The following is a 13,258-nucleotide window of genomic DNA, read 5'->3' on the forward strand; positions in this document are numbered from 1 at the left end:
TGATTATCCCTCCTTCTTTTCTGATAGAACGATTGTGATGTGGCTAGTGCGTTTGTTAATTTGGCTTGCACGGCCCATTGCGCGAGGACGGAAACGTTTTAATGTTGGTCCTTCATCTACAAAAGCTTGCTCAACTACCAAGCTATTAACGTCCATTTCATAATTGTGCTCGGCATTTGCCATAGCGGATTTTAATACTTTTTCAACGATTGGAGAAGCAGCCTTAGGAGTGAGATTTAAAATCGCCACCGCTTCACCAACTTGCTTACCTCGAATTAAATCTACGACTAAACGTGCTTTACGAGGAGCAATACGAACTGTTCTTGCAACAGCTTTAGCTTGCATTTGGATGCCCTCCTCTCTTAACGTCTTGTTTTCTTATCATCGTTACCGTGACCTTTATAAGCACGAGTTGGAGCGAATTCTCCAAGCTTGTGTCCTACCATGTCTTCAGTAACATACACAGGCACATGTTTGCGACCATCGTATACTGCGATTGTGTGGCCGATAAATTGTGGGAAGATCGTAGAACGGCGAGACCAAGTTTTAACAACTTGTTTACTTTCGGTTTCATTTAACTTTTCGATCTTAACCATTAAATGATCATCAACAAATGGTCCTTTTTTTAAGCTGCGACCCATGAAGGAACCTCCCTTCGTGATTGGTCTACGGTTCGTTCCTTGAACCGTAGTTCAACCCCGTTATTTTTTACGACGACGTACGATAAATTTATCTGATTTATTCTTTTTCTTACGTGTTTTGAATCCAAGAGTTGGTTTACCCCATGGAGACATTGGTGATTTACGTCCGATTGGTGAACGTCCTTCACCACCACCGTGTGGATGGTCGTTAGGGTTCATTACAGATCCACGTACTGTCGGGCGCTTGCCTAACCAGCGTGAACGACCTGCTTTACCAATGTTAATTAATTCGTGCTGCTCGTTACCAACTTGACCGATAGAAGCACGGCATTCAGAAAGAATCATGCGAACTTCACCAGAAGTTAAACGAACTAGAACATATTTACCTTCTTTACCAAGTACTTGTGCTGAAGTACCAGCAGAACGGACTAATTGTCCACCTTTACCAGGTTTTAATTCGATGTTGTGTACTACTGTACCAACAGGAATGTTTGCTAATGGAAGAGCGTTACCCACTTTAATATCCGCCTCAGGGCCGGACATTACTTCCATGCCAACTTGCAAGTTTTTAGGAGCTAAGATATAACGCTTTTCTCCATCAACATAATTGATTAGTGCTATATTTGCGGAACGGTTTGGATCGTACTCGATAGTGGCAACGCGTCCTGGAATGCCATCTTTTGTACGTTTAAAATCGATTAAACGATATTGACGCTTATGGCCGCCACCTTGATGACGAACAGTTAACTTACCTTGGTTATTACGGCCGCCTTTTCTCGTTAATGGAGCTAAAAGAGATTTTTCTGGTGTGCTAGTTGTGATTTCTGCGAAATCAGACGTAGTCATACCGCGACGACCATTAGAGGTAGGTTTGTACTTTTTAATCGCCATTTTATTTCCCTCCTCTTCTTGTTAGGTTCTTATGCTTCAAAGAATTCGATTTCTTTGCTGTCAGTTGTTAATTTTACAATTGCTTTACGACGTTTGTTTGTGTAACCACCGAATTTCCCCATACGCTTGAATTTACCTTTATAGTTCATGATGTTAACTTTCTCAACATCAACGCCAAAGATTTCTTCAACGGCATCTTTAACTTGAGTTTTGTTAGCTCTAACATCAACTTCGAACGTATATTTCTTTTCAGCCATTAGGTCAGTAGAACGTTCAGTGATAACGGGGCGCTTAATGATATCGCGTGCATCCATTATGCAAGCACCTCCTCTACTTTTTCAACCGCTGCTTTAGTGATAATCAATTTTTCATGATTAACAACGTCTAATACGTTGATTCCGGCAGCTGTTACAACTGTTACACCAGGAATGTTACGAGCAGAAAGTGCTACATTTTCATCAAGATCTGCAGTAACAATTAGTGCTTTTTTCTCAACAGAAAGACCGGTTAAAACTGATTTGAAGTCTTTTGTTTTTGGAGTTTCGAAAGCTAAGCTTTCCAGTACTAGAATGTTTTCTTCTAATACTTTTGAAGAAAGTGCAGATTTGATTGCTAAACGACGCACTTTTTTCGGCAATTTGTAGCTATAGCTGCGTGGAACAGGTCCAAATACTGTACCGCCTCCGCGCCATTGTGGTGAACGGATTGACCCTTGACGAGCACGGCCGGTTCCTTTTTGGCGCCATGGTTTACGTCCGCCGCCTGCTACTTCAGAACGAATTTTTGTTTTATGAGTTCCTTGACGCAATGAAGCACGTTGCATAACAATCGCTTCAAATAGTACGTGTTGGTTTGGCTCAATACCAAATACTGATTCATTAAGTTCGATTTCACCAACTTGTGATCCGTTTTGGTTTAATAATGCTACTTTAGGCATTCCTTTGTTCCTCCTTTCTTATAAAGTGACTATGCTTTAATCGCACCTTTAATTTTTAGTAATGCTTTTTTAGGTCCTGGAACGTTACCTTTGATTAAAAGTAAGTTACGATCTGTATCAACCTTAACGATTTCAAGGTTTTGAACAGTAACTTGTTCGCCGCCCATTCTACCAGGTAATGCTTTACCTTTGAATACACGGTTTGGAGCAACAGGTCCCATTGAACCCGGACGACGATGATAACGAGAACCGTGAGCCATAGGGCCGCGAGATTGTCCGTGGCGTTTGATTGAGCCTTGGAAACCTTTACCTTTTGAAACTCCTGTTACATCTACTACATCGCCTGCAGCGAAAATATCAACTTTGACTTCCTGACCAACTTCAAGTCCTGCTAAGTCATCTCCGCGGAATTCGCGAACGAAGCGCTTAGGAGCAGTATTAGCTTTTGCAACGTGGCCTTTTTCCGGTTTGTTAGCTAACTTTTCACGTTTATCTTCAAAGCCCACTTGAACCGCAACATAACCGTCGCTTTCAACTGATTTCTTTTGAAGTACTACGTTTGCAGTTGCTTCAACAACAGTAACAGGGATTAAGTTGCCGTTTTCCGCAAATACTTGAGTCATTCCAATCTTTCTTCCTAAGATTCCTTTGGTCATTTAAGTCACACCTCCTGTAATTTGTTCATTTATTTTTATTAAAGTTTGATTTCGATATCAACACCAGATGGTAAATCTAAACGCATTAACGCATCAACTGTTTGCGGAGTTGGGTTAACGATGTCGATTAGACGCTTATGTGTCCGCATTTCGAATTGTTCACGAGAATCTTTATACTTATGAACCGCACGAAGAATCGTGTAAACGGATTTTTCAGTTGGAAGCGGGATCGGACCGGATACTGCCGCACCTGAACGTTTTGCTGTTTCAACGATTTTTTCTGCCGATTGATCAAGAATTCTGTGATCATACGCCTTTAAACGGATACGAATTTTTTGTTTTGCCATTATTTTCCCTCCTTTATCGCCTATTTTCTAAATAGACATTTCTCAGTGAAAATTTCCCACACACTCGCCATGGCAAAGCGGCCGGGTGTGTCAGCAACCTTCCACATCATCGCAGTCAAAGACCAACATTGTCTATTATACATAAAACATAAAGCAAACGCAACATTTATTACGAATTTATTATGTTTTGAACACTTTTCTTATTATAACTAGGGCTTAGCCTGTTTTCAAGTGAATATTCGTATATTGTTAATTTCTTTTTATTCCGGTTTATTTGTTTATAAGTTTTTTTGGCGCTACAACGGGGGTTTAGGAAATTAATTGGATAATTTATCGTTATAGATTCTTTTTTTCTGAAAACAAATAAATTACTCTTTCCATTATTTAAATAGAAAAGGAGCTAACTGATTTTCAGCTGCTCCATCTTTTTCAAATATATATATAGAAGAAAAGTATCTTTAAAGCCTACTAAGCAGTTATCTCCAAAACTCTTTCTTGTATTACACTTTCAATATTCGGATGATATCCTAAATAATTGCATAGTATGAACTGGTGACTTTGAGGGTGATTTTTTATTACCTTATTTATATGGTTCATTAATATACCGGTAAATAGTAAATAAGGAATCACAAACACCTTTGAATTTTTATCTTCTCCGATTAGTTCCATGCCATCTTCCAAACCGGGTGAGGTAGCTGTTAGAAAGCACGTCTGTACCCTCTTAACACCTGTTTTCCTTTTTAGCATTTCCGCAATTGCATTAAGGTCATTTTTAACATCAGGATCACTGCTGCCCCTTCCAACCAGAAGGACTCTTGAGTTTCCATCAAGCTCTTCACCTGTTTCTTCTATCCGTTCAATTAATGTATCAATCATTTTCCTATGGACACCAATCGGCCTGCCATATTCTAATTCTATACCCGGAAACAGTGCAGATAGTCTCGCCAGTTCATTTGGAATATCCACTTTTGCATGTACAGCAGTTAATAATAATACCGGCAGCGCGATAATTTTTGTTGCTCCTTTTTGTACACAATTAATGAATGCCTCTTCAATTGTCGGCGCGGCAAGTTCAAGGAAGCAATACTCGTTGATTGGAGCATGACTCCGCTCTATGCATTTTGTTATAAATGTTATGGCCTGCTCCCTTGCCGTTTTAACCCGACTACCATGGCAAATATACAAAATTGCTTCCATTTAAAAAGCCTCGCTTGCTATAAGTTTTTCGTTTAATTGTTTGTTTTCAAACCAGTTAATTTTGTGATGCATGGTTACAACATCCCCAACCACAATCATGCATGGGTTTTCTATTTTTTCTCTCCGTGCAGCAACATTTACCTCCCGGAGTGTACTTATTACTGTTTTTTGATTAGTCTTAGTTCCCCATTGGATTAACGCCGCAGGGGTATCCGGGCTTTTCCCATGCTGCAGCAACTGCTCTTGAACATAAGGAAGATTTTTTACCCCCATGTAGACAGCAACAGTATCAATCCCCTTGGCCAATGCCGCCCATTTTATATTATCGGCCTCTCCATTTTTACGGTGACCGGTAACAATCGCAAATGAAGAACCATAGTCTCTATGTGTCACCGGGATACCGGCATATGCCGGAGCAGCAATACCTGATGTAATACCGGGCACGATTTCAAATTCAATACTGTTGTTTGCAAGGGTTTCCGCCTCTTCCCCGCCACGGCCAAAGACGAATGGGTCGCCGCCTTTTAAACGGGTCAAGACTTTCCCCTGCTTTGCGTGCATAACTAGTAATTGATTAATAGTTTCTTGCTGAAGTGCATGAGAATTTGGTTGTTTTCCGCAGTAAATCAATTCGGCACTTGGCTTTGCAAAGCTTAACAATTCTTCGTTTATTAATCGATCATATAAAACGACATCTGCTTCTTTAATACATTTTAGTCCTTTTACCGTTATTAAGTCCGGGTCGCCCGGTCCTGCGCCGACTAGATATACTTTTCCCAAATTCCATTCACCCCGCTTTTAATAAAAACATTCCTGCATAATCATCTAAATCTTTTCTATGAAATGAAGTTTCTTTTCTTTAAATACTCAATAATCTTTTCAACGCTATCTTCTATTGAATAGGCATTCGTTTCGATTGTCAATTCAGGATTTACCGGTTCCTCGTATGGAGAATCGATTCCCGTGAAGTCACGAATTATTCCTTGTCTTGCTTTTACGTAAAGCCCTTTAGGGTCTCTTTTTTCACATTCTTCAATCGGACATTTGATATAAACTTCTACAAACTCATCATCTTCAAGAAGGGAACGAACTAGTTCCCTATCGGCTGCGAAAGGAGAGATAAATGCCGTTAAAACGACCTGTCCGCCGTCCACAAACAATTTTGAAACTTCGCCGATTCTGCGGATATTCTCTTTACGATCTTCCTCTGAAAAACCGAGATCCTTGTTCAAGCCATGCCGGACATTATCCCCATCCAACACATAGTTTTTTATTCCTTCATCAAACAAACGTTTGGCAACAGCATTGGCAACCGTTGATTTTCCCGAACCGGAAAGGCCTGTGAACCATAGGACAAAACTGTTATGTCCATTTTGTTTTCTTCTTAATTCCTTTGTCAGCGATTGTTCATGCCAAACAATATTTGAACTTTTTTGCAACATAATCCACTCCGCTTCCTTTATGCTTTAACTGCAGTTTTGCGCAATCCTTCGATCAGAACTTCCACTACTTCTTTTCGGCTAAATGTACTTGGCGGCAGTTCGCCGTTGCGGAGCAATTCTCTAACCTTTGTGCCGGATAAAATAACATGATCTTCTTTGCTGTGTGAACATGTTTTGGTTGAAGCCATGCTTTCGCATTTTTTGCAATAAAAGCTGTGTTCAAAGAATAATAGGTTAATTCCAAGTTCTTCTTGGGTAAAATTGCTGAAAATTAATTGGGCATCATACGTTCCGTAATAATTACCTACCCCGGCATGGTCGCGGCCGACAATAAAATGCGTGCAGCCATAATTCTTCCTAACCATTGCATGGAAAACAGCTTCTCTAGGACCTGCATAGCGCATCGCGGCAGGGAAAACAGCAAGGAATACACGCTCTTGCGGATAATAGTTCTTTAACAATACTTGATAGCTTTCCATTCGAACATCTGCAGGAATATCATCTGATTTAGTTTCACCGACAAGCGGGTTTAAAAATAAACCATCCACAGTCTCAAGGGCCGTTTTTTGAATATATTCATGTGCACGGTGAACCGGATTTCTTGTTTGGAAGCCGACAACCTTTTTCCATCCCTTTGCTTCAAATTCTTGTCTTGTTTCGGCAGGATCAAAATAAAAATCTGCGAATTGGTCTCGTTTGATTCGCTTAATAAGTTTGATTTCACCGCCAACGTATACATTTCCTCGATCAAGTAATTTTTTTACTCCCGGATGTGCTGTTTCAGTTGTTCGATATACATTTTCTGCTTCTACAAATTTATCAGGCTGAAAAATATCAGAAACGGTAATAACACCATAGGTTTCATGATTGTGCAAAAGCCTTACTTCATCACCAACGGAAAGATGTTGTGCTTCTTCCTCAGAGACAGGAAGTGTAATAGGGATACTCCAAACAGTACCATCTGCAAGGCGCATTGATTTTACGACAGACTCATAATCCTTTTTATTCATAAAACCTTTATTAGGGCTGTAAGCCCCCGTCCCGATTAATTCCAAGTCACTTAGTGCCATTACATCTAATTGAAGTTCTTTTTCTACAGATTCATAATTATAAGAAGGCTCCCAAAGATTTATTAGTGATCCTCCATGCGGTTTAATTAATGCCATGATTTTTTCCTCCATTATTTAAAAAGTTTAAGATACTGTAGGCGGGTTAGGTGTAAGATAAATATCTTATACCTAAATACCCCCTCCGCCTTCGTAATACGACCTGCTATCTTCCCGTATTGTCTTAATAAGGCTTATAATTCCTAATGTTGCTGCGCAAACACCGAATAAAACGACTACTGTGTAAATGTCACTGTCAACAAATAATTTTACAAAACCATATGAGATCACAAGTGAAAGGACCGGAGATACCAGCCATACTTTCACAATTTTACTAATTACGGTAGTTTTAAAGATTTCCAGTCCTCTTTGTGCAGTACCAATTCCCATAATCGCAGTACTTGTTACTTGTGTAAGTGGCACCGGTAATCCATAAATAGAGGCTAAAATGACAAGAGTTGCTCCCGTCCCGGAAATCGCTCCACCTTCTAATAGGGAAAAGCTAGTTATTTTTTTAGCATTAGTTTGTAAAACACCTTTCCCAAGAAGAATGGCTCCCAAAGCAATAACCAGCCCACCAATGATAATGCCTGATTTAACTGTTAATATGCCTGCACCGACAATTGGCCCTGCTGCATTGGCAACATTGTTCATACCGGCTGAAAAAGCCTCGAAAAAGCCAACAATAATTAGAAATAGTGAGAGAATGCCTTTTGATTTCCCTGTTTCTAACTTAGGGTATTTCTTTTGTATTTTCTGAATCAACTTTCCAAAAACGAACCCCAGTGTAAAACCAATGATTGGGATGATAAACCAAAAAGCGACGATCACCAAAATGTTATTGATAAATAAAGCATGGTAGGCAATTCCTACCCCCACCACAGAGCCAACTGTAATCTCGCTTGTGGAGAGTGGGATACTTAAAATATTAGCGACAAATAAGGATAAAGCGGCAGATGAAAGGATAATCAAAACAACCTTCACGGTTAAAAACGTATGGGGAATAAGGCTGCTCCCGATTGTTTTGACTACTTCACCGCCTCCGATGACAGCACCGGCAAATATACCGATGCCGCATATAAGTAAGGCTATTTTTCGATTCGGAAGTGCACCTGAGCCGTAAGGGATACTTATAGCAGCTGCGGCACCGCTAGCTCCAATATTCATAGCAAAAAACAAGGCAACTGCACAAGCAGCATAAGTTAGCATTGACATCCCCTCTTATTCATGTAGTCCGCATTCTGTTTTACCTTTACCGGACCATCTTCCTGAACGAAGATCTTCTTCATTCCAAGCAGGTGCGGTACAAGTTTTACAGCCAATGCTTGGATAGCCTTTATCATGAAGGATATTGTACGGCAACTGGTTTTTGTGTGCATATCTCCAAATATCCTTCCAGGTCCAGTGGATAAGCGGACAAATTTTTACTGATTTAAATTTACTATCTACATTAATAAATTCTGTGTTTTTTCTCGTTTCAGACTGTTCTCTTCTTAATCCTGAAAGCCATGCAGTCCCGCCGGACAGGACTTCATTTAGCGGAATGACCTTTCTCATTTCACAGCACTTATTAGGCTCACGCTTCCATAATTCATCCCCATATTCCAATGCCTGTTGTTTAAGTGTAAGATCAGGTTTTTTCATTTCAATTCTTAAGTGAGGATATTTTTGTTTTACTTGTTCTATTAGCTCATAGGTCTCTTCAAAATGGACCCCTGTATCCAGAAAAACTACTTTAGCTTTGTTGTTTACTTTTGCGATCAAATCAATTAAGACAATTCCTTCAATTCCGAAACTACAGGCATATGTTAGCTCCTCCTCTGAGTAATGCCGGTACGCCCACCTTAATACTTCGAGAGCTCCTTTTGTTTCATCATCCGTTGTAAACAAAGGCGGTGAAAAAGAATCAAACGTATTATATGTCAACAATTCAGTCAAGCTATATCCCCCATTCCTTTAGCAAGGCCATAAAAAAAAGACAGTTTCACTCCTTGCGGTGAAAACTGCCTCTAGTTTATCTAGTCAGCACTTTTTATTTCAGCCTTACTTTTTCATTTTTTTCAATTTGAATGACCTTACCGTCTTGAACGACAAGCGTTATCGAGCCAAACTTCAAATCTTTCATTAGCTCTTTTAGCTGTATAAAAACATGTTCCAGCACGTCTTCTTTTCCCAAACAAGTCCCTCCCTTGTAAAATAAAAAAATCTTCCCATTTCGGAAAGACTGTTTAGGTAATATTTTTACCTTATCTTTCAAAATGGTTCACATTTTGTTGGATTTAGCACCTTGCTATTTGTAGGTTGCCGGACATCAAAGGGCCAATTCCCTCCGTCGCTCTGGATAAGTATTCACTTTTAAAACATAAAGTTCAAATTTTTCTAAAATTTAATTCCTAGTTAATATATCGGTTTAATTTAATTTAACAGCATTTTGTATAAAAGTCAATCAGTTATTTTAAAATTTTCAGGCATTTTGATAAATTGTTATAAAAGTCCTAATACGAAAAGCCCTAGCGCCTTGTACTTGCGCTAGAGCTAGACATTTCTTAATGTTTAATAAAATAATACATTTTAGCTAAAAATAAAAAAGCAAGTGGATCGTCACCCACCTGCTTTTGATATTGAATGATTATTCTTGAATTGTTGTGATTGAACCTGAACCTACAGTACGTCCGCCTTCACGAATTGAGAACTTAGTTCCTTCTTCGATCGCAACCGGAGCGATTAGTTCAACTGTCATTTCGATGTGGTCGCCAGGCATAACCATTTCAGTACCTTCTGGAAGCATACAAATACCAGTGATATCAGAAGTACGGAAATAGAATTGTGGACGATAGTTTGAGAAGAATGGAGTATGACGTCCGCCTTCTTCTTTTGATAAAACGTAAACTTGTGCTTTAAACTTAGTGTGTGGAGTGATTGACTTTGGTTTAGCCAATACTTGACCACGTTCGATATCTTCACGTGCTACACCACGAAGAAGGGCACCGATATTGTCTCCTGCTTCTGCAAAATCAAGAAGCTTACGGAACATTTCTACACCTGTTACAGTTGTAGATTTTGGTTCTTCAGTGAAACCTACGATTTCAACTACGTCACCAACTTTAACTACACCACGCTCAACACGTCCAGTAGCAACTGTTCCACGGCCAGTGATAGAGAAAACATCCTCAACAGGCATCATGAATGGCTTATCAGTGTCACGAGTTGGAGTTGGGATAAACTCATCAACAGCAGTCATAAGTTCATAAATTTTTTCTTCCCAAGCAGCATCGCCTTCTAATGCTTTAAGAGCAGAACCTTTGATAACTGGAGTGTCATCGCCAGGGAAGTCGTATTCTGTTAATAGATCACGAATTTCCATTTCTACTAATTCAAGAAGTTCTTCGTCGTCAACCATGTCACACTTGTTCATGAATACAACAAGGTATGGAACACCTACTTGACGAGAAAGAAGGATGTGCTCACGAGTTTGTGGCATTGGGCCATCAGTTGCAGATACAACAAGGATACCGCCGTCCATTTGAGCAGCACCAGTGATCATGTTTTTAACATAGTCAGCGTGTCCTGGGCAGTCAACGTGTGCATAGTGACGGTTGTCAGTTTCATACTCAACGTGTGCAGTAGAGATTGTGATACCACGTTCTCTTTCTTCTGGAGCACCATCGATTTGATCATATGCACGAGCTTCTGCTTTACCAGTTTTAGCAAGAACAGAAGTGATAGCAGCTGTTAAAGTAGTTTTACCATGGTCAACGTGACCAATTGTTCCGATGTTAACGTGTGGCTTTGAACGGTCGAATTTAGCTTTACCCATTAGGAAGTCCTCCTTTAAATTATAAAAGTTAAGTATATTTTTTTATGGAAGCTGTGAAGTGGTTGTCCAAATTCTCAGCTTCCATGCTTACACTAGTAGTTATACTTTATAGTAAGGTGAAAATCAATTATTCACCTTTATTTTTTTTGATGATTTCTTCAGAAACTGATTTTGGCACTTCTTCGTAGTGATCAAAGTGCATGGAGAATACACCACGACCTTGTGTACTTGAACGAAGTGCTGTTGCATAACCAAACATTTCTGAAAGTGGAACCATTGAACGAACTACTTGGGCGTTACCGCGTGCTTCCATACCTTCAACACGGCCTCGTCGAGCAGTGATTTGTCCCATGATATCTCCTAAATATTCTTCAGGAATCGTCACTTCAACCCTCATCATAGGTTCTAAGATGACAGGGCTACACTTGGATGCAGCATTCTTAAGTGCCATAGATGCAGCAATTTTAAACGCCATTTCCGAGGAGTCAACATCATGGTATGATCCATCAAACAATCTTGCTTTTATATCAACTAACGGATATCCAGCAAGAACACCGCGATCTAGAGCATCTTCAAGACCGGCTTGAACAGCAGGGATGTATTCACGAGGAACAACACCGCCGACAATACCGTTTACGAATTCGAAGCCTTTACCTTCTTCGTTAGGTGAGAATTCAATCCAAACGTGACCGTATTGTCCACGACCACCGGATTGTCGAGCGAATTTACCTTCAACTTGTGCAGAAGCACGGAAAGTTTCACGATAGGCAACCTGTGGTGCACCTACGTTCGCCTCAACCTTAAATTCACGACGCATACGGTCAACTAAGATATCAAGGTGAAGTTCACCCATACCGGCAATGATAACCTGTCCAGTTTCCTGGTCAGTATGTGCGCGGAATGTTGGATCTTCTTCTTGAAGCTTCTGCAGTGCCGTTGTCATCTTGTCTTGGTCTGCTTTTGATTTTGGTTCTACTGAAAGCTGAATTACCGGTTCAGGGAATTGCATAGACTCTAGGATAACAAGGTTCTTATCATCACATAGAGTATCACCTGTAGTAGTATCTTTCAGACCTACTGCTGCTGCGATGTCACCTGCATAAACCTTTGAGATTTCTTGACGGCTATTCGCATGCATTTGCAGGATACGTCCTACACGCTCACGTTTTCCTTTAGTAGAGTTTTGAACATATGATCCGGACTCTAGCATACCTGAGTAAACACGGAAGAACGTTAATTTCCCAACATAAGGGTCAGTCATAACTTTGAACGCAAGTGCTGAGAATGGTTCTTCATCACTTGAATGACGTTCGATCACTTCATCTTCTGCATCCGGTGCATGACCTTTGATAGCCGGTACATCTAATGGAGATGGAAGATAATCGATAACAGCGTCTAGCATTAACTGAACACCTTTGTTTTTGAATGCTGATCCACAGATTACCGGGTAGAATTCAACATTAACGGTACCTTTTCGAATCCCTGCTTTTAGTTCTTCTTTAGTGATTTCTTCACCACCAAGGTACTTTTCCATTAACTCTTCATCAAGTTCTGCTACAGCTTCAACTAATTTTTCACGGTATTCTTCAGCTTGTGCTTTGTATTCTTCCGGAATCTCACGAACTTGAATATCAGTTCCTAAGTCATTTCCGTAAAATACAGCATTCATTTCCACAAGGTCAATGATTGCTTCAAACTGGTCTTCAGCACCGATTGGTAACTGAATTGCATGAGCATTCGCTTGTAGACGGTCATGGAGTGTTTTTACAGAGTATAAGAAATCAGCTCCAATTTTGTCCATCTTGTTTACGAATACAACACGCGGAACGCCGTAAGTTGTTGCTTGACGCCAAACTGTTTCAGTTTGCGGCTCAACGCCTGATTGTGCATCAAGTACAGCTACCGCACCATCAAGTACACGAAGAGAACGTTCAACTTCAACTGTGAAGTCTACGTGTCCCGGTGTGTCAATGATGTTTACGCGGTGACCTTTCCATGATGCAGTTGTTGCTGCGGAAGTGATTGTGATTCCGCGTTCTTGTTCCTGCTCCATCCAGTCCATCTGAGAAGCGCCTTCATGTGTTTCACCGATTTTATGAATTTTACCGGTGTAGTAAAGAACACGCTCAGTGGTTGTCGTTTTACCGGCATCGATGTGTGCCATGATCCCGATATTACGAGTGTTGTCTAAGGAGAACTCTCTTGCCATTGGGTCTTTCTCCTT

At 40.3% G+C, this 13,258-nt stretch carries 16 protein-coding genes and 1 riboswitch; all 16 genes read right to left on the reverse strand.

Going from position 1 to position 13,258, the window contains the following annotated elements; translation table 11 throughout:
- Positions 1 to 3: 3 nt before the first annotated feature.
- Complete coding sequence (rplV, locus tag J2S10_RS24725; protein WP_307413432.1) at positions 4 to 345, reverse strand: 50S ribosomal protein L22; 342 nt, start codon at positions 343 to 345, stop codon at positions 4 to 6.
- Positions 346 to 362: 17 nt separating this feature from the next.
- On the reverse strand, positions 363 to 641 hold the full coding sequence (rpsS, locus tag J2S10_RS24730) for a 30S ribosomal protein S19 (protein WP_095250620.1): 279 nt from the start codon (positions 639 to 641) through the stop codon (positions 363 to 365).
- Positions 642 to 701: 60 nt separating this feature from the next.
- Positions 702 to 1,532, reverse strand: a complete 831-nt coding sequence (gene rplB / locus J2S10_RS24735; RefSeq protein ID WP_307413434.1) for a 50S ribosomal protein L2 — start codon at positions 1,530 to 1,532, stop codon at positions 702 to 704.
- Positions 1,533 to 1,561: 29 nt separating this feature from the next.
- Entirely contained in the window at positions 1,562 to 1,846 is a 285-nt protein-coding gene (gene rplW / locus J2S10_RS24740; protein ID WP_307413436.1) for a 50S ribosomal protein L23, read from the reverse strand.
- The gene (gene rplD, locus J2S10_RS24745; protein WP_307413438.1) at positions 1,846 to 2,469 is read right to left on the reverse strand and encodes a 50S ribosomal protein L4; all 624 of its coding nucleotides are present in this window, start codon (positions 2,467 to 2,469) and stop codon (positions 1,846 to 1,848) included. Before rplD ends, rplW begins: the two co-directional genes overlap by 1 nt.
- A 29-nt stretch (positions 2,470 to 2,498) precedes the next feature.
- Positions 2,499 to 3,125, reverse strand: coding sequence for a 50S ribosomal protein L3 (rplC, locus tag J2S10_RS24750; RefSeq protein WP_307413440.1), 627 nt, complete (start codon positions 3,123 to 3,125; stop codon positions 2,499 to 2,501).
- 38 nt (positions 3,126 to 3,163) lie between these two features.
- The gene (rpsJ, locus tag J2S10_RS24755) at positions 3,164 to 3,472 is read right to left on the reverse strand and encodes a 30S ribosomal protein S10 (RefSeq protein ID WP_007085291.1); all 309 of its coding nucleotides are present in this window, start codon (positions 3,470 to 3,472) and stop codon (positions 3,164 to 3,166) included.
- A 468-nt stretch (positions 3,473 to 3,940) separates the two neighbouring features.
- Complete coding sequence (locus J2S10_RS24760) at positions 3,941 to 4,669, reverse strand: sirohydrochlorin chelatase (RefSeq protein WP_307413442.1); 729 nt, start codon at positions 4,667 to 4,669, stop codon at positions 3,941 to 3,943.
- Positions 4,670 to 5,449, reverse strand: a complete 780-nt coding sequence (gene cobA, locus J2S10_RS24765) for a uroporphyrinogen-III C-methyltransferase (protein WP_307413444.1) — start codon at positions 5,447 to 5,449, stop codon at positions 4,670 to 4,672.
- A 56-nt stretch (positions 5,450 to 5,505) separates the two neighbouring features.
- On the reverse strand, positions 5,506 to 6,111 hold the full coding sequence (cysC, locus tag J2S10_RS24770) for an adenylyl-sulfate kinase (RefSeq protein WP_307413446.1): 606 nt from the start codon (positions 6,109 to 6,111) through the stop codon (positions 5,506 to 5,508).
- 17 nt (positions 6,112 to 6,128) lie between these two features.
- Complete coding sequence (gene sat, locus J2S10_RS24775) at positions 6,129 to 7,277, reverse strand: sulfate adenylyltransferase (RefSeq protein ID WP_307413448.1); 1,149 nt, start codon at positions 7,275 to 7,277, stop codon at positions 6,129 to 6,131.
- 72 nt (positions 7,278 to 7,349) lie between these two features.
- Complete coding sequence (locus J2S10_RS24780) at positions 7,350 to 8,426, reverse strand: inorganic phosphate transporter (protein WP_307413449.1); 1,077 nt, start codon at positions 8,424 to 8,426, stop codon at positions 7,350 to 7,352.
- 12 nt (positions 8,427 to 8,438) lie between these two features.
- Positions 8,439 to 9,146 (reverse strand): phosphoadenylyl-sulfate reductase, encoded by a 708-nt coding sequence (locus J2S10_RS24785; protein ID WP_307413517.1) that lies wholly within the window; start codon positions 9,144 to 9,146, stop codon positions 8,439 to 8,441.
- A 103-nt stretch (positions 9,147 to 9,249) separates the two neighbouring features.
- A complete protein-coding gene (locus J2S10_RS24790; protein WP_370876282.1) occupies positions 9,250 to 9,378 on the reverse strand; it encodes a YezD family protein in 129 nt (42 codons plus the stop codon).
- A gap of 82 nt (positions 9,379 to 9,460) precedes the next feature.
- A riboswitch (SAM riboswitch) is annotated at positions 9,461 to 9,565 on the reverse strand.
- Between the two features lie 281 nt (positions 9,566 to 9,846).
- The gene (tuf, locus tag J2S10_RS24795; RefSeq protein ID WP_307413453.1) at positions 9,847 to 11,034 is read right to left on the reverse strand and encodes an elongation factor Tu; all 1,188 of its coding nucleotides are present in this window, start codon (positions 11,032 to 11,034) and stop codon (positions 9,847 to 9,849) included.
- Between the two features lie 127 nt (positions 11,035 to 11,161).
- Positions 11,162 to 13,243: an elongation factor G gene (gene fusA / locus J2S10_RS24800; protein WP_307413455.1), complete on the reverse strand. Its 2,082-nt coding sequence runs from the start codon at positions 13,241 to 13,243 to the stop codon at positions 11,162 to 11,164.
- Positions 13,244 to 13,258: the final 15 nt, after the last annotated feature.

The organism is Neobacillus ginsengisoli (assembly GCF_030813055.1).